Source organism: Streptomyces sp. NPDC050738, from assembly GCF_040654175.1.
Classification (GTDB): domain Bacteria; phylum Actinomycetota; class Actinomycetes; order Streptomycetales; family Streptomycetaceae; genus Streptomyces.
On the sequence record NZ_JBFAHN010000005.1, the window covers coordinates 181291 to 197388 of the forward strand.

The 16098-nt window shown below is 70.0% G+C and carries 16 protein-coding genes and 1 tRNA gene; 5 read left to right on the forward strand and 12 right to left on the reverse strand.

All coding sequences use genetic code 11. The features are described from left to right. Positions 1-47 precede the first annotated feature (47 nt). Positions 48-2417: a hypothetical protein gene (locus AB0H78_RS15195; protein ID WP_363234838.1), complete on the forward strand. Its 2370-nt coding sequence runs from the start codon at positions 48-50 to the stop codon at positions 2415-2417. A 16-nt stretch (positions 2418-2433) separates the two neighbouring features. On the opposite strand, the gene AB0H78_RS15200 is transcribed toward AB0H78_RS15195, so the two are convergent. The 7 genes from AB0H78_RS15200 to AB0H78_RS15230 all read right to left on the reverse strand — a co-directional run bounded on the left by AB0H78_RS15200 (position 2434) and on the right by AB0H78_RS15230 (position 9724). Beyond that, positions 2434-5175: a Tat pathway signal sequence domain protein gene (locus tag AB0H78_RS15200; RefSeq protein WP_363234839.1), complete on the reverse strand. Its 2742-nt coding sequence runs from the start codon at positions 5173-5175 to the stop codon at positions 2434-2436. A 77-nt stretch (positions 5176-5252) separates the two neighbouring features. Continuing rightward, the gene (locus tag AB0H78_RS15205; RefSeq protein WP_363234840.1) at positions 5253-5834 is read right to left on the reverse strand and encodes a hypothetical protein; all 582 of its coding nucleotides are present in this window, start codon (positions 5832-5834) and stop codon (positions 5253-5255) included. Next, on the reverse strand, positions 5831-6685 hold the full coding sequence (locus tag AB0H78_RS15210; RefSeq protein ID WP_363234841.1) for a carbohydrate ABC transporter permease: 855 nt from the start codon (positions 6683-6685) through the stop codon (positions 5831-5833). Before AB0H78_RS15210 ends, AB0H78_RS15205 begins: the two co-directional genes overlap by 4 nt. Beyond that, positions 6682-7635: a sugar ABC transporter permease gene (locus tag AB0H78_RS15215; protein ID WP_363235152.1), complete on the reverse strand. Its 954-nt coding sequence runs from the start codon at positions 7633-7635 to the stop codon at positions 6682-6684. The genes AB0H78_RS15210 and AB0H78_RS15215 overlap by 4 nt, the downstream gene beginning before the upstream one ends. Positions 7636-7682: 47 nt before the next feature. Next, positions 7683-8966, reverse strand: coding sequence for an extracellular solute-binding protein (locus AB0H78_RS15220; protein ID WP_363234842.1), 1284 nt, complete (start codon positions 8964-8966; stop codon positions 7683-7685). 173 nt (positions 8967-9139) lie between these two features. Then, a tRNA-Val gene (locus AB0H78_RS15225) sits at positions 9140-9214 on the reverse strand. Between the two features lie 54 nt (positions 9215-9268). Then, complete coding sequence (locus AB0H78_RS15230; RefSeq protein WP_363234843.1) at positions 9269-9724, reverse strand: TIGR02611 family protein; 456 nt, start codon at positions 9722-9724, stop codon at positions 9269-9271. A gap of 190 nt (positions 9725-9914) precedes the next feature. On the opposite strand from AB0H78_RS15230, the gene AB0H78_RS15235 reads away from it, so the two are divergent. After that, a complete protein-coding gene (locus AB0H78_RS15235; RefSeq protein WP_003987206.1) occupies positions 9915-10328 on the forward strand; it encodes an SsgA family sporulation/cell division regulator in 414 nt (137 codons plus the stop codon). A gap of 192 nt (positions 10329-10520) precedes the next feature. Then, positions 10521-11078: a CGNR zinc finger domain-containing protein gene (locus AB0H78_RS15240; RefSeq protein WP_363234844.1), complete on the forward strand. Its 558-nt coding sequence runs from the start codon at positions 10521-10523 to the stop codon at positions 11076-11078. A 24-nt stretch (positions 11079-11102) separates the two neighbouring features. On the opposite strand, the gene AB0H78_RS15245 is transcribed toward AB0H78_RS15240, so the two are convergent. The 3 genes from AB0H78_RS15245 to AB0H78_RS15255 all read right to left on the reverse strand — a co-directional run bounded on the left by AB0H78_RS15245 (position 11103) and on the right by AB0H78_RS15255 (position 12800). Next, positions 11103-11276, reverse strand: coding sequence for a hypothetical protein (locus AB0H78_RS15245; protein WP_363234845.1), 174 nt, complete (start codon positions 11274-11276; stop codon positions 11103-11105). 121 nt (positions 11277-11397) lie between these two features. Beyond that, entirely contained in the window at positions 11398-12411 is a 1014-nt protein-coding gene (locus AB0H78_RS15250; RefSeq protein WP_363234846.1) for a LacI family DNA-binding transcriptional regulator, read from the reverse strand. A 68-nt stretch (positions 12412-12479) separates the two neighbouring features. Next, on the reverse strand, positions 12480-12800 hold the full coding sequence (locus tag AB0H78_RS15255) for an L-rhamnose mutarotase (protein ID WP_363234847.1): 321 nt from the start codon (positions 12798-12800) through the stop codon (positions 12480-12482). A gap of 152 nt (positions 12801-12952) precedes the next feature. Here AB0H78_RS15255 and rhaI point away from each other — a divergent pair, with 152 nt between their 5' ends. Beyond that, positions 12953-14119, forward strand: coding sequence for an L-rhamnose isomerase (gene rhaI, locus AB0H78_RS15260; RefSeq protein ID WP_363234848.1), 1167 nt, complete (start codon positions 12953-12955; stop codon positions 14117-14119). Between the two features lie 10 nt (positions 14120-14129). Here rhaI and AB0H78_RS15265 read toward each other — a convergent pair whose 3' ends face one another. Continuing rightward, on the reverse strand, positions 14130-14573 hold the full coding sequence (locus tag AB0H78_RS15265; protein ID WP_363234849.1) for a hypothetical protein: 444 nt from the start codon (positions 14571-14573) through the stop codon (positions 14130-14132). Positions 14574-14728: 155 nt separating this feature from the next. Here AB0H78_RS15265 and AB0H78_RS15270 point away from each other — a divergent pair, with 155 nt between their 5' ends. Next, a complete protein-coding gene (locus tag AB0H78_RS15270; RefSeq protein ID WP_363234850.1) occupies positions 14729-15250 on the forward strand; it encodes a DsbA family protein in 522 nt (173 codons plus the stop codon). On the opposite strand, the gene AB0H78_RS15275 is transcribed toward AB0H78_RS15270, so the two are convergent. Further along, the gene (locus tag AB0H78_RS15275) at positions 15247-16077 is read right to left on the reverse strand and encodes a GNAT family N-acetyltransferase (protein WP_363234851.1); all 831 of its coding nucleotides are present in this window, start codon (positions 16075-16077) and stop codon (positions 15247-15249) included. The genes AB0H78_RS15270 and AB0H78_RS15275 overlap by 4 nt on opposite strands. Positions 16078-16098: the final 21 nt, after the last annotated feature.

Consider the following 16098-nt stretch of genomic DNA (forward strand, 5'->3'; position numbering starts at 1 on the left):
TATCCGCGCGCATCCCCGCAGCCGTGTCCGCGACCACACTCCTGCTCATGGGACACGTTCCGCCGCCAGCCGAAGAGCTCACGCTCCTCGACCGCGAGCTCGCTCACATCGAAACGCGCAGGCACCAGTTGCTGGCCCGCAGGGCCTGGCTGCTCAGTGTGCTGCAGCCGCCTCCGCCGCACCCCTGGGGCGCTCCGCAGCCCCGTTCGCACCCGGAGCCCTCGCCTCCCGGCGCGGAGACCTCGCCGCCCGGCGCGCAGAACGTCCTGCTCACGCTCGGCGCCGTCCTGCTGACGGTCGCCGCCCTCGCCTTCACCCTGGTCAGCTGGGGCCATCTGGGCATCGGCGGGCGGGCGACGGTGCTCGCCGCCGTGACGCTCGCCGCCCTGGGGGCTCCGGTCGTGCTGCTGCGCCGATCCCTGGCGTCGACGGCGGAGTCGGTGGCCGGGCTCGGTCTGGTGCTGACGGTGCTCGACGCGTACGCCCTGCACGAGGTGGCCGCCGCCGACACCGATCCGCTGGCGTACACCGCGGGTGCCGCCGCCGTGCTGGCAGGGCTCTGGGCCGCGTACGGGATGGCGGTGAGCCGGCTGCGGCTGCCGCTGCCCGCCGCCGTGATCCTCGCCCAACTCCCGCTGCCGCTCGCGGCCCTGGCCTCGGACGCCGGCGCTCTGCCCACCGCTTGGGCGCTCCTGCTGACCGCCGGGCTCGATGTGCTGCTCGCGCTGTGGGGACCCGGACGGGTGGTGCGCGTCGTCGCCTGGGCCGGGGCCTGCGCCACGGGCGGGGCCGCTCTGCTGACGGCCGCCCCGCTCTCGGTGACCGCCGGCACGCCGGCCGGGGCGGCCGCGCCCGGTGCGCTGCTCGTCGCAGCGGCCGGGCTCGCGCTCTTCGCCGCCTGGCGCAGCCTCTCGCCGGTCCCCGCGGCGGTCGCGGGCCTCGCCGCGATCGCGGCGGTCGCCGGTGTCGTACGCACCGCACTGCCCGACGCCTGGGCCGTGCCAGCCCAACTGCTCTGCGCCTCCACCGTGTTGCTCTCGCTCCGTACGTCACTGCCCCGCCCGCTGCGGCAGGGCCTGGCCGCCGCGTCCGGCGCGGTGCACGCGCTGGCCGCGATCTGGGCGCTGCCCGCGGTGGCCCTCGCACTGGTGGCGCCCGGCGCCTGGGCGTTCAAGGCGTGGTCGGGGGGCCCGGGGTCCATGGACCTGCCGTGGCCCGAGCCGTCCGCGGTGCCGGTGACGCTCGCGCTGCTGGCCGGGGTCGTCGCGGGCATCCACCGGGTCTCGGACGCGGAAGCCTCCTGGCGTCGCCCGGCGGCGTGCGCCGCCCTCGCCCTGATGTGGGCGGCGATCCTGGTGGCTCCCGCGGCTCTTGGGCTCCCCTTCGCCACCGCGGTCGCGGTGCAGACCGCTCTGACCACCACCGCAGTGGCCGCCGCCTACACGGTGCGCTCGCAGCGTGCGCTCTGCACGACCGCTCTCACCTGCGCGCTGACGGGGGCCGTCAGCGTCTCGCTGCTCGCGCTGGCGACCGAGGCGGCGACCTTCGCCGTCTTCGGCGCGCTGCTCGTCCTGTTCGCCGGGGCCTGTGCCGCCCGGGCCGGTCTGGTCCGTACGGTGTCGGCCGCACCTGCCGTCGTCTACGCGACCGCGCTGGCCTGCGCCACCGGTGCCGCGCGCGAACTGCCGCTGTACCGGACCGCGTTGCTCGTCCTGGCCGTTCCCGCCGTGATCGCCCTGATCGGGGCCCGGCTGCGGCGCCACCCCGTCGCGGTCCCTCTGGAGATCACCTCCGCCGCGTCCGCGGTCCTCGCGGTCGTGATGGCGGCGATGGACATCACCTCGCTCGCCCTGGTGCTCGCACTGTGCGGGGTGATCGCCGCGGGCACCGCGCTGCGCCCCGAGCGCCGGGCCGTCGGCTACGCCGCACCTGTGCTGTTCGTGCTGGCCTCCTGGGCGCGGCTGGCGGCCTGGGACGTGACCACGCCCGAGGCGTACACGCTTCCGGTGACCGTTCCCGCCCTGGCCATCGGTGTGCTGCGGCGGCGCCGCGACCCCAAGACCTCGTCCTGGACGGCGTACGCCCCCGGGCTCGCCGCGACGATGCTGCCGAGCCTCGTCGCGGTCTGGGGCGACAGTCACTGGCTGCGGCCGCTGCTGCTCGGAGCCGCGGCGCTGGCCGTCACCCTGCTCGGGGCGCGCTCCCGTCTGCAGGCGCTGCTGGTCATCGGGGGGAGCGTCCTGGCCCTGGACGCGCTGCACGAGCTCGCCCCGTACATCGTCCAGGTCGTGGACGCACTCCCCCGCTGGGTGGTGCCCGCCCTCGCCGGTCTGCTGCTGCTGGCCGTGGGAGCGACGTACGAGCACCGGATGCGCGATGCGCGCCGGCTGCGGGAGCGGCTGGCGCGCATGCGCTGACCTCACACGCTCAGGTTCAGCCGGGCATCTTGTCCCCGAGCAGGGCGAGGTTCTCGATCGCCGCGAGCCCGTAGAGCGAAGTGTCGTTCGTGTAGACCCAGTTGGCCTCGCTGCCCGGCACCAGGGTGACGGGGCCGCTGAGCTTCTCGGTGACCCACGGGGAGGCTTCGGTGTAGCCGTCGCTCTTGTAGAACTTCGTCCAGGCACGGGCGGCGAGCGCCGCGTCCCCGGTCTGCACGGCGGCGTACGCGTCCAGGCGCGAGTGGCCCTGGAAGAGCAGCAGCGAGCCGAAGTTGCTGCCGTAGCGGGCGGCCTGTTCGGTCTTGCTCGCGTTGAAGTAGCGGCAGTAGTCGAGGTACGCCGCCTTGAAGGCGGGCATGTCGATGATGTCGATCAGCTCGGCGCAGAGCTCGTTGAGGCCGAAGACCGCCGAGAGGTGCGACACGCCGACCACGGGGGTCGTGGCGACCGCGAAACGGCCCGTGTCCAGGTCGTAGAGGCCACTGCCCTGGACGAAGCCGTTGGGCTGGGCGGCGATGGTCTCCATGGTGGACAGGACCCGGTCGCGCGCCTTCTCCCACTTGGGTCCGCGCCGCTCCCACTCGGTCATCCAGGCCGATACGAGTCCGCTCCAGTCGGTGCCGAAGCCGATGGACAGTGCGTGCCGGTCGGGGGTGTAGGGCTCGGTGCGGATCTTGCGGAGCGGGTCGAGGACCAGGAACGTCTCGTCGGAGTCGACGTTGGCGGCCATCAGGTCGCCGACGCGCTCGTCGCCGGTGAGGAAGTAGTAGTAGCGCCGGTAGGTGGTGTTGGCGATGCGCTGCTGCTTGGCACTGTCCGCGTAGTGCTGTACGCCGTGCCGGGTGCCGAGCCCGGCCCACTTGCCGAGGTGGTAGACGTCGACCTCGCCGGTGTGGCGGGTCATGGCCTCGGCGAAGCGGAAGATGTCGGCGCGGCCCGAGCGCAGATAGGCGAACCAGAGCCAGATGTCGGGCGAGAGCTCGGAGTTGTCCCAGGCGTAGCCGCCTACGTCGTAGCGCCATTGGTGGCGCGCCGGGTCGTAGGAGTGCATCACATCGCCGTAGTCCCAGAAGCCGTACCAACGACGCATCTCCACCTGGTCCTTGTAGTAGGTGAAGAGGAAGTCGAGGTGGTCCTCGATCTTGGCCTTGGCGGGTGTGGAGCGGTCCGGCTCGGAGTACAGACCGGGGCCGAAGACGCCGGCCTTGATGAGCTGCCTGGGCGGCGCGGCGAGCTGGGGAAGCACGCGTACGGCATCGACCTGCCGGCCGAAGGCTTCGGGGGCCGGGGTCGACTCGTTGGCCCAGAAGAGGAGTTCGGAGGTGCGGGCGATGCCGTACGGCGTGCCGAACTCCGGCTCGTAGTCCTCGTAGGTGATCTGGATGCCTTCGGCCTGCTCGGGGTACGTGTCCTGGCCCATGCCGTCGTGGTAGAAGCGCAGGTCCATGGGCTGGGCTTCGGGCGACCAGAGCCAGAGCGTGACCTCGGCCTCGTCGGTGTGCGCGTCGCGGATGTCCAGGCCCGAGGGGTGCTTCTCCCAGAAGTCCCGCAGCCCGAAGGAGAGTCCGCCGCTCGGTCCGCCGACGTAGCCGAATCCGCTCGCCCTGCGCCCGCCGCCCGCGGCGATCCAGCCGTGCCCCTGCTTCGTACGCTTGCGGAGGGTGAAGCCGTCCGCCGAGAGCTGCGAGAGCGTGTAGTCGCCCCACTCGGGGATGTACTGCAGCCGCGTCGTGACGCGCTGGTCCCAGGTGGCGGGGTCGGGCAGCTTCTCGCCCGCGAACTGCGCGGCCTGCACGGCGGCGCCCGGGTCGCGGCGCAGTCCGGTGATGCCCTTGACCGCCTCCCGGATCATGCCGGTGCCCTCGCCGCCGATTCGGATGTGCCGGTCGTAGGACGCGTCGCGCATCGGGACGGTGAAGCGCACGCCGAGCCCGCGGATGAAGTCACCGGACGCCTTGCCGGGATCCTGGGTGCCGTCGTAGGTGATCGTGTGCACCATACGGAAGGACTCGGCGCCCGCGTAGAAGTAGAAGCGGACGGAGAACGGCAGCCAACTCCGGTTCCCCTTGCGGTGCTTGCCGTCGATGCGGACGACGGCACGCACGGGACCTTCCTGCTCGACCACCGTCTCGCCGATGACGCTCTCGAACCGCTCGTACTTCTGCTCGCCCTGGTCGCCGTCCTCGATCTCGCCCTGCCGCAGCAGCACGAGCCGCCCGTCCTTGGCAATCTCGGTGGAGCCCCTGAGCACCGTCTTCACCAGGGTGGATCCGGACTTCCCGAGCTTGGTGACGACCACGCCGGTGTCGACGGTGACCGTGCCGCCGCTCGTGGAGACGCTCACCTTCTTCGCGGGAGCGGCCGGGCTCCCCGCGGACAGGGTGAGCTTCCCGTCGCCGACGCCCTGTCCGAGGGCGTGCGCGGTCCACTTCAGGGACCCGTCGGGCCACTGCGCGAGGGGCCAGGTCTGTACGGGGACCTGCTTGCCGTCGGCGGTCGCGACGGAGAACTCCTGGCCCTTCGCGTACGTACCTCTCGGCCACGGCACTCCGACGGTGGAGCCGGGCGCGGCGCCGAGCCCACCGTCTTCAAGCCAGGTGAGCTCGACGGGGCTGTCGGCGGCCTGCTCGGCGGCCGCGGCCGGCTGGGCCTGGGATCCCAGCGCCCAGGAGAACTGGGCGGCGACACCTGCTGCGGCAGCCGCCTTGAGGATGTTGCGACGGGGAATCGGGGACATCTGCACTCCACTTCACAGGGACATGGGCATGACAGAGGTAGGTGTGGGGGTGAGAGAGGACCGCGCGCCCGTACGCCTCAGCGCAGCGCGGCGCGCCGTTCCAGAGCGACGGCGGCAGCGGCCAGCGCGCCCGCCGCCGGAGCCGCGAGCGGCGGGATCTGCCAGGCGGTGGCGGCGACCGCGGCGAATCCCCCCACCAGCAGCAGGGATCCGCCGACGTCGGCGCTGCGGACCAGCGCCCAGGAACCGCCGGGCCGCCAGGCCGCAGCCGTACGCAATCCGGTGACGGCCAGCGCGAGCAGCCCGACCACGGCCACGGCCACCAGCAGCGGCCCGCCCGGCAGCAGCCCGCTGCCGGCCACCCGCCAGTCGAAGGCGAGCACGGCGACGCCGGCCCACCACAGCAGCGAGAACCGCAGCCCGGTGCGCGTCGCTTCGCGCACATCGGCGACGAACTCCCGCCAGCCGGAAGGCTCGCTGTCCAGGTGGCGGCGCAGATGCGCGCACCCTGCGGCGAAAGCGGGCAGCAGCGTGACCAGCGGCAGCGCGGCGAGGGTCAGCCAGACTCCGGTGAGCAGCGACTCGGCGAGGATCGCGAACCGCGAATGGAGCACGGCTTCGGCGGAGTTGGGCCGGCCGCGGCCCTTGCGCGACCTCACTTCAGCCCGGAGGTGGCCATGCCGTCGACCAGATAGCGCTGGAAGGCCATGAAGAAGGCGAGCACGGGAAGCAGCGCGACCAGCGACATGGCGATCATCCCGCCGTAGTCGGCGACCGCGTCCTGGTCGACGAACATCTTCAGGCCCAGCGAAACGGTGTATTTGCTGGGCTCGTTGAGATAGATCAGCGGACCGAGGAAGTCGTTCCAGGAGTTGATGAAGGTGAAGATCGCGCTGGTGATCAGGGCGGGTCGGCAGAGCGGCAGCACGATCAGCCAGTACGTCCGCAGATGCCCGCAGCCGTCGAGGCGGGCCGCCTCGTCCAGCTCCTTCGGCAGGTTCCGCATGAACTGCATCATCAGGAACACGAAGAACGCGTCGGTGGCCAGGTATTTGCCGAGCAGCAGCGGGGTGTAGGTGTTGATCAGGTCCAGCTTCTGGAACAGCACGTACTGCGGGATCAGCAGCACGTGGTACGGCAGCAGCAGGGTGCCGATCATCACGGCGAACAGGGCGTTGCGCCCGGCGAACTTGATCTTTGCGAAGGCATAGGCGGCCAGCGAGCAGGAGATCAGCACGCCGACCACCGAACCGACCGCCAGGACGAGCGAGTTCACGAAGAAGGTGGAGATCGGGATGTCCGCGATGCCTTCGGTCAGCCGGGTGTAGTTCTTGGTGATCGGGCTCGTGGGAAAGAGGTCCAGGCTTCCGACGATCTGGCTGCTCGGCTTGAGCGAGCCGCCGATCACCCACAGCACGGGATACAGAACGACCGCCAGGACGACGAACGCGCCGATGTGCCAGACCAGCGAGCCGGCACTCTTCCTGCGGTAGCCGGTGAGCGCGCTCATCGGGTGGCCTCCTCGTAGTGCACCCAGCGTTTCTGGGACCAGAACAGAACGGCCGTGACCAGGCCGATGGTGACCAGCAGCAGCCAGGCCATGGCCGAGGCGAAGCCCATACGGCCGCCGACGAAGCCCTGGTCGTAGAGGTAACAGGTGTAGACGAGGACGGAGTCCGCGGGACCACAGCTGGAGCCCTGGCTGCCGAGGACATAGGCGGAGCCGAAGACCTGGAAGGAGTGGATGGTCTCGAGGAGCAGGTTGAAGAACAGGACCGGGGAGATCATCGGCAGGGTGATGTTCCAGAACCGCCGCCAGGCGCCCGCGCCGTCGACCTCGGCCGCCTCGTAGAGCTCGCCGGGCACCTGCTTCAGACCGGCGAGGAAGATGACCATCGGGGCGCCGAACTGCCAGACGGTCAGCAGCACCAGGGAGTAGATCTTCATGTCCGGATTGCTGATCCAGCCGCCCGCCTGCATACCGAACAGCTGCTGCGTACGGTCGACGACGGCATCGTCCGAGAAGAGCGCCCGCCACACGATGGCGATGGAGACGCTCGCCCCGACCAGCGAGGGTGCGTAGAACGCCGCCCGGTAGAAGGCCTGTCCGCGCCGGTTCTGGTTGAGCAGCAGCGCGACCCCGAGTGCGAGCAGCAGCTTCAGGGGCGTGCCGATGGCCACGTACTGCAGCGTGACGCGCACCGACTTCTGCCAGCGGGGGTCGCCGAACATGTCGGTGAAGTTCTGCAGCCCGATCCACTTCGGCGAGTCGAAGAGGTTGTAGTCCGTGAAGGCCAGATAGAGCGAGGCGAGCATCGGCCCGGCCGTGAGCACCACCAGCCCCACGACCCACGGGGAAAGAAAGAGGAAACCGGCCAGGTTCTCCCGCCGTCCCCGCCGCTTGAACGCGGCGGAGACGACAGGCGCTCCCGGACCGTCCTGCGCACCGGAGCTCTTCACGAGCCTCTCGGAAGCAGCGTCCTGGATGTGTGTCACAGCTGATCCCCTCAAGAACCGAGTGCGGTCTTCGCCTCGGAGAAGAACTGCTTGACGCCCTTGTCGACCGAGAGCGAACCGAGAGCGATGTCACCGGCGATGCGCAGGAGGGCGGCCTCACAGATGTCGGCGCCGGCCGGGTGCGGGGTGATGGTCTGCAGGATCCGGGCGTTGGCGATCTCGGTCTCGTACGCCTGGATGCCGAGCGCGACGGCGTCGGTCGGCTTGAAGGCGTCGAACTGCGCGGTGGTGGAGGGGACGCCCCGGTCGAAGCCCATGATCTTGGCGACCTCGGGCTCGTGCACCATGAAGTTGATGAACTGGGCGACTTCCTTGGGGTGCTTGGTGCGTGCCGAGCCGCTGAGCATCAGGGAGCCGAGGTACTGGCCCGTGGTCTTGCCGTCGGTGGAGGGGATCGGCGCGAGGCCGTAGTTGCCCTTGCCCTCGGCGGTGTAGCGGACCGAGAAGTTGTCCCAGGTGAACTCGCCGGCCGAAAGCCCGTCGGAGAGCCCCGCCTTGGGCTTGATCTGGTCGACCTTCTTCGCGTCGGCGAAGATCCCGGACTTGGTCCTGGCCAGCCCCTTGGTCCACCAGTCGGTGAGGTCGGCCTCGGTGAAGCCGAGCCCCTTGTCGGTGAAGAACGCCTTGCCGTTCTGCCGGAGCACCAGGTCGTAGAGGTACATGATCCCCATCGGCCCGGTGTCACCGGCGATCTTCTGCTCCGCGTGGATCTTCTCAAGACCCGCGTAGTACTCGTCCCAGGTCCAGCCGATCCTCGGCTTGATCCCGGCCTTCGCGTACGCGTCCTTGTCGATGACCAGCGCCATCGAGTTGGAGCCGACGGGTATGCCGAGCAGCTTGCCGTCGACCTCGCCGAACTTCTCCAGCCCGGCCCGGAAGCCGTCCATGCTCAGATTCCCGGCCTTCACCTGGGCGTTGAGGTCCAGCAGGACGTGCTTGTCGTTGTACTTGCGCAGGAAACCGATCGCGTTCTGGAAGACGTCCGGCGGGTTGCCGCCTGAGGCCTGGGTCTGGAACTTGGTCCAGAAGTCCGCGTACGGCTGGAAGTCCGTCTTGACCTTGATCTTCGGGAACTTCTTCTCGAAGAGCGCGATGGTCTGGTTGATCTTCTTCGCCCGGTCGTCGGCACCCCACCACGCGTACCGGATGGTGACCGGCCCGTCGCCCGAACCGCTCCCGCCCCCACAGCCTGCGGCCGCCAGGCCGAGCGTGGCCACCGAGGCCCCCGCCACCTTGAGCAGGCTGCGCCGGTCAACACTCCCAGTGGTACCCACAGTCCGACCTCCACGTGCACATTGAATCGTTTTAGGAAAGCGCTTGCCGGGAAAAGCTAGAGAGCGTCGGCGGGCGCGTCAATGGCTGGAACGGAACTCATCGAAACGTTTCGATAACGGAAGCGAAACACCGACGGCCCGGAGGCTTGAAGCCTCCGGGCCGTCGGTCCGGGTGGTGGGCGATACTGGGTTCGAACCAGTGACCTCTTCGGTGTGAACGAAGCGCTCTCCCACTGAGCTAATCGCCCGGGTGCAGCGCAAACATTACCGCATGCCCACAGGCCCCCCCGACCACCCCGAGGTCACTCGTTGATCTTCCACGGCATGACGATCCCGAACTTCCACACATAGATCCCGACCAGCACCGCGATGATCACCAGACCGATCACGGTCAGGATGATGTTGCGCCGGCGCACCTTGGGATCGAGCGCCTTCTGCGCCGCCTCGGTGACCTTGCGCTTCGTCCAGCGCAGCACCAGCTGCGCCCAGACGAACTCGGTCGCCCAGATCGCCATGCCGCCGAAGATCACCAGCCATCCCGGCCCCGGCAGGGGCAGCATCACGATGCCTGCGGCCACGACCGCGAGCCCCACCACGAAGACGCCCACCTGCCAGCTCAGGTGCAGCGCCCTGGACGCCTTGATGAACTGGGGCGCCTTGGACCCCAGCTCCGGCTCGGCTCCGGCCACGTCCCCCGTGGCGGGGTCTCGGGGCGCCGGTACGGCGGCCGATTTCCGCTCGTCACTCTCCGCATTCATGTGGCCCAACCTACCGGACCGGTAGGAGTCGCTGGAATGGACGCATTGCACAAAGTGATACTCGGCCGTACGAGTGGCCCGAAGACGCACAAACCGGTCAGAGGGGTTTACAACGGCACCGTAGGTGGCATGTCGATTTCGCCGACGTGCGAATCCCCGAGCGCACACTGAGCGAAAGGCCCTGGCGCTTATGAACACCACGGTCAGCTGCGAGCTGCACCTGCGCCTCGTTGTGTCGAGCGAGTCCTCACTGCCTGTACCCGCGGGCCTGCGTTATGACACGGCCGATCCCTATGCCGTGCACGCCACCTTCCACACCGGAGCCGAGGAGACTGTCGAGTGGGTTTTCGCCCGCGATCTCCTCGCCGAGGGCCTGCACCGGCCCACGGGCACCGGAGACGTCCGAGTCTGGCCGTCCCGTAGCCACGGTCAGGGCGTTGTCTGCATCGCCCTGAGTTCCCCGGAGGGGGAAGCCCTTCTCGAAGCCCCGGCACGGGCTCTGGAGTCGTTCCTGAAGCGGACCGACGCCGCCGTGCCACCGGGCACCGAACACCGTCACTTCGATCTCGACACGGAGCTCTCGCACATCCTGGCCGAGAACTGAGCCAGCACGCGAGATGCTCGGTGCCGTCCGACTCGGGGCGACGGCACCGCGCAGACAACCACATACGGCAGTCACCGGCGCCGTCCCACGGAATCCACCGTGCGGACGGCGCCGGTGCGCTGTGGGGGCGAGCCGCTAGAGTCGGCCAGCATCCGGGCGGGTAGCCGCCCGTTGCAGCCCAGGGAGCGAATCGTGCTGATCCCCCACGACACCCGCATTGCCCTCGACGCAGTGGTCGGCCTGGTGAACACCGCCCCACTGAGCGACGAGCCGGACAATCTCATGGACCTGAAGGCGCTGTACGGCTTTGTGCAGGCCTTCGACATCAGCGGCGTCGGCGACCTCGGAGAGCAGGACCTCAAAGCGGTACGCGAGGTACGAGAGCGCTTCGCGGGGGTGTTCGCGGCGCCGGGGCCACAGGAAGCCGCCGACCTGGTCAACCAGCTCGTCGCCTCGGCCGGCACCACTCCGCAGCTGACCGATCACGACGGCTACGACTGGCATGTGCACTACTTCGCGCCCGGCGCCTCGATGGCGGACCACCTGGCCGCCGACGGCGGGATGGCGCTGGCCTTCTTCGTCGTGGCGGGCGAGCAGGAGCGGCTGCGCCGGTGCGAGGCGCCGGACTGCGGGCACGCCTTCGTCGACCTCTCGCGCAACCGCTCTCGCCGCTACTGCTCCAGCCGCACCTGCGGCAACCGGCTCCACGTGGCGGCGTACCGGGCCCGGCGCAAGGCCGCGACCGCCTGAGGCGGCCGACGGCGGGAGCGCCGGTCACAGCATGAAGAGGTCGTGCACGGCAGCCATCAGCAGCAGGCCGCCGACCACCCCCAGGAAGATCATCAGGGGTGGCTGGGAGAGGGCGTAGAGGCAGCCCCGCGGCTCGGTGGCCGAGGTGTCGGGGGCTGTGGTGGGGGCGGTGACTTCGTCCCGCGATGTGTCGAGCATCTCGGGGTGATGATGACGCACGGCATACGGTTTCCGTGACCAACACGCGTGAAATCCGCGGGAGTTCGCCGGATCTCGTGGGTGTCCGGACGTGCGTGCGTATGCGTTGAGAAGCGGGATCTCAGCGGGGCAGGACGCTGGAGGCGCGGACCACGAGTTCGGGCTGGAGCAGCACATTGCGGTGCAGATGCTCGCCGTCGCCGATGTGACCCGACTCCTCGAGCAGGAGTTCCGCCGCCATCCGTCCCATGAGCGCGGCGGGCTGGCGCACCGAGGTGAGGGGGACGGCGGCCGCCGCGGCGAATTCGATGTCGTCGTAGCCGACGATGGCCATCTCCTGCGGGACCTTGACCCCGGCCGCGTAGAGAGACTGCAGGACGCCGAGCGCCAGCAGGTCGTTGGCGCAGAACACGGCGGTCGGGCGGGGCACCAGGCCGACCAGGCGCGCGCCCGCGTCCCGGCCCGCCGCCACGTCGAGGCGGTGGGTGGCGATCTCCACCAGCGCGTCGGCCGGCAGGCCCGCCTCGGCGAGGGCCGCGAGGGCGCCCCGGCGGCGGTCCTGGATCTGGCGCAGCTCGGGCGGGCCGCTGACGTACGCGATCGACCGATGGCCGGCCGCGACCAGGTGCCGTACGGCCAGAGTGCCGCCCTGGACGTCGTCGACCGAGACCGCGCAGGAGGCCGCGCCCGATGCCACCCGGTCCACCAGGACGAACGGGATGGAGTGCCGGCCGAAGGCCTCCAGGCTGCGGCCCGTGGGGTCGGCGGGGGTGACGAGTACGCCTGCGACCCGCTGTTCGGCGAAGAGCGCGAGGTAGTCGGCCTCCTCGGAGGGGTTCTGGTCGCTGTTGCAGACCATCACGCCGAGCCCGGCCTTGCGGGCCGCGCGCTCGGCGCCGCGGGCGACGTCGACGAAGAAGGGGTTGCCCATGTCGAGCACGAGCAGCGCCAGGATCCGGCTGCTGCCGGCCCGCAGTTGGCGGGCCGATTCGCTGCGTACGTAACCGAGTTCGTCGATCGCGGCCCGGACTCTGCCCCGGGTCTCGGGCGAGACGGACGCCGGCCGGTTGATGACGTTGGAGACGGTGCCCACCGAGACGCCCGCGCGACGGGCCACGTCCTTGATTCCTGCCACCTTGTCCCACCTGATTCACGGGTCCGGCGCGGCCGTCGGACATCGGCCCATCGTACGGTCGTCGGGGCTCAGGCGAGGTGGAAGACCTCACTGAGCGGTTCCATCGCCTCGTCGGGGGCGCTGCCGTCGAGCGACTCGAAGAACTCCGCCATCTCCGCCTGCCAGCGGGCGTTGACCTCGGTGGCGTCCATCGCCGCGCGGGCCCGGTCGAAGTCCTCGGTCTCCAGATAGCCGACGAGGAGGCCGTCCTCGCGCAGGAACAGTGAGTAGTTGCCCCAGCCGGTGGCCGCGAGGGCTTCGCGCATTTCCGGCCAGATGTCGCGGTGGCGCAGCCGGTACTCGTCGAGCCGGTCGGGGCGGACCCTCAGGACGAAACAGATGCGTTGCACATCCGGCCTCTCGTTCGGTGAATTGATTCAGAGCAAACCAGCTGGAAGCTAGATCGTCCCCGTCGGTGCGTCAAGGGTTGACGGAGCTGGGCGGCGGGGCTAGCTTCACCGCGGAATGAATCGATTCACGACTGTTCACCAAGGGGCTGTCCATGTCTGACCTCCGGGCCGTGAAGGCCGCACTGGCCGCGCAGGCGATCGAGACGCCGTCCTGGGGCTACGGGAACTCCGGAACCCGCTTCAAGGTGTTCGCGCAGGCCGGCGTACCGCGCGACCCCTTCGAGAAGCTCGACGACGCCGCGCAGGTGCACGCGTTCACCGGGGTCGCTCCGAGGGTCTCGCTGCACATTCCGTGGGACAGGGTCGATGACTACGCCGCGCTCGCCGCGTACGCCAAGGAGCGCGGGCTGACCCTCGGCGCGATCAACTCCAATGTCTTCCAGGACGACGACTACAAGCTGGGATCGGTGACCCACCCCGATCCGAAGGTGCGCCGCAAGGCGGTCGCCCACCTCCTGGACTGCGTCGACATCATGGATGCCACCGGATCGGCCGACCTGAAGCTGTGGTTCTCCGACGGCACCAACTACCCGGGGCAGGACGATGTGGTGGCCCGTCAGGACCGGCTCGCCGAGGCGCTCGAAGAGGTCTACGCGCGACTCGGCGACGACCAGCGGATGCTCATCGAGTACAAGCTGTTCGAGCCCGCCTTCTACACGATGGACGTCCCCGACTGGGGGACGGCCTACGCCCACTGCCTCAACCTCGGCGAGAAGGCCCAGGTCGTCGTGGACACCGGACATCACGCGCCGGGCACCAACATCGAGTTCATCGTCGCACTGCTGCTGCGCGCGAAGCGGCTCGGGGCTTTCGACTTCAACTCGCGCTTCTACGCCGACGACGACCTGATGGTCGGGGCCGCCGACCCCTTCCAGCTGTTCCGGATCATGCACGAGGTCGTACAGAACGGCGGGCTCGCCCCCGAGGCGGGCGTCAACTTCATGCTCGACCAGTGCCACAACATCGAGGCCAAGGTCCCTGCGGTCATCCGGTCCGTGATGAACGTCCAGGAGGCGACCGCCAAGGCGCTGCTCGTCGACGCCGCCGCCCTGTCCGCCGCGCAGCGCTCGGGCGACGTACTCGCTGCGAACGCCGTGCTGATGGATGCCTACAACACCGATGTGCGGCCGCTGCTCGCCGGGATCCGCGAGGAGTCCGGACTGCATCCGGACCCGTTCGCCGCCTATCTGGCCTCGGGGCGCCAGGAGCGGATCGCGGCGGAGCGCGTGGGCGGCACCCAGGCGGGCTGGGGGGCCTGACCTGCGGGAGCTAGATGCCGTGCTTCTTGAGGATCGCCTCGATGTCGGTGAAGTCCTCGGCCGGTGCGGCGGCCTTCGCCCTGGGTGCGGGCTGCGCCGCCGGCCGGGTGGCGGGTCCGAGCGAGGGCGCGGACGCGGCGGGGGCGACCGCCTCGCGCTGCGCCGCCTTGGCGGCCTTGCGTTCCTTGCGCGTACCGCCGTCCTTGCGCTCGACGGCCCTGGTCGCCACGAAGAGCAGCCAGGCGATCCCCAGCACGCCGAATCCCGCCCAGACCGACGGCTTGAACACCATGTCGGACACCCAGCCGACGACGCCCGTCATCACCAGTCCGATCGGAACCAGGGAGTAGGCGGCGATGCGCGTCGCCGACAGGAAGCGCTTGCGGTACGCGGTGACCGCGGCGATGCCCAGCCCGGCCACGGACACCGCGGATGCGACGGTCTCGGCAATCATCCGGTCTCCTCCAGCCGTGGGGTCTTGTCCCTCCATCCTGCACCGGCCGCCCGCACATATGCCACGTTCCGGTACGACCTCAGGGACATCTCCGGGAAACGATCCTCCTCAGGTCCCGGTGAGGCGTCCTTCCCGGGTACTGGGAGACTGGGCCCATGAGCGACTCCACCCCCGCCTCCCCCGCCCGCCCCGTCGTCCTCGACGTCTGGTGCGAGCTCCAGTGCCCCGACTGCCACAGCGCCCTGGACGACGTCCGCGCCCTGCGCGCCCGCTATGGCGACCGCGTGGAGCTGCGGCTGCGCCACTTCCCGCTGGAGAAGCACAAGCACGCGTACGCGGCCGCCCAGGCCGCCGAGGAGGCGTTCGAACAGGGTCAGGGCTGGCCGTACGTCGAAGCCGTGCTCGCCCGCACCGAGGAGCTCGCGTCGAAGGGCGAGCCCCTGCTGCTGGAGATCGCGCGTGAACTCGGCCTGGACGCCGAGGAGTTCGACACCGCGCTGATCGACGGCCGGCATCTGCTGATCGTCGACGCGGACCAGGCCGAGGGCAAGGCGATCGGCGTCACCGGCACCCCGACGTACGTCGTCGGCGAGGAGCGGCTGGACGGCGGAAAGAGCCAGGACGGCCTGCGGCAGCGCATCGAGGAGATCGTCGACGGGGCGCTCGCGGAAAGCTAGAGCAGCTGCTTGGTGAAGTGGCGCGAGGTCGTCTCGTAACCGAGCGACTCATAGAGCCGGACGGCCGGGTCGTTGCCCGCGAAGACGTTCAGCCCCAGCCGGGTCGCACCTGCCGCCAGCGCCTCGTGTTCGGCGATGAGCATCAGCGTGCGGCCGTGGCCCCGGCCGCGGTGCTGTTCGTCGACCGCGATGTCGTAGACAAACTGGCCGGTGCCGTCCGGGGACACGGCACTCCAGACGTGCCCCACGGGCGCACCCCCGGCGACCAGCACCGTGATGGAGGCTCCGGGGGTGGCCAGGCCGTCCGGGAGGAACCGGCGGTGATCGGCCTCGGCCTTGGCTCTGGCCTGCGGCTCCGCCACTCCGCGCTCGATCCAGGTCCGGGCATACGTGACGAGGTCCGCCGCCTTCCAGACCACGAACTCCTCCTCGGTCATCCCCCGGCTCCGCGTCCCTTGCGGAAGCTCGGGCGGCCGCTCCGGGAGTTGCTTGAGCATCGCGCGATTGCGCTCGGTGTAGCCGAGGGCGTCCGCCATCCGCAGCGCGGCGACGGCGTGGGCGGGCACCGTGATCCGTACCTGCCCGCACCCCCAGCCGCGCAGCACCTCCTCGGCCGCGAGCGCGGCGACCGTGCCGCGGCCGCGCCTGCGGTCCGGTTCACTGATCCGCAGACCGCTGATGCGGGCCCAAGTGGGGCCGAAATCCCCGTCGGTGGAGAGTTTGACCGCCCCGACGGAGCGGCTGTTCACGCACACTTCGTAACGACGAGACCTCGTGCCGTCGTTGCCGGTCTGGAGCGGTCCGGTCGGCCGCAGGGTAGTGGTCATCAGGGAAGTTGTACCCGCCCC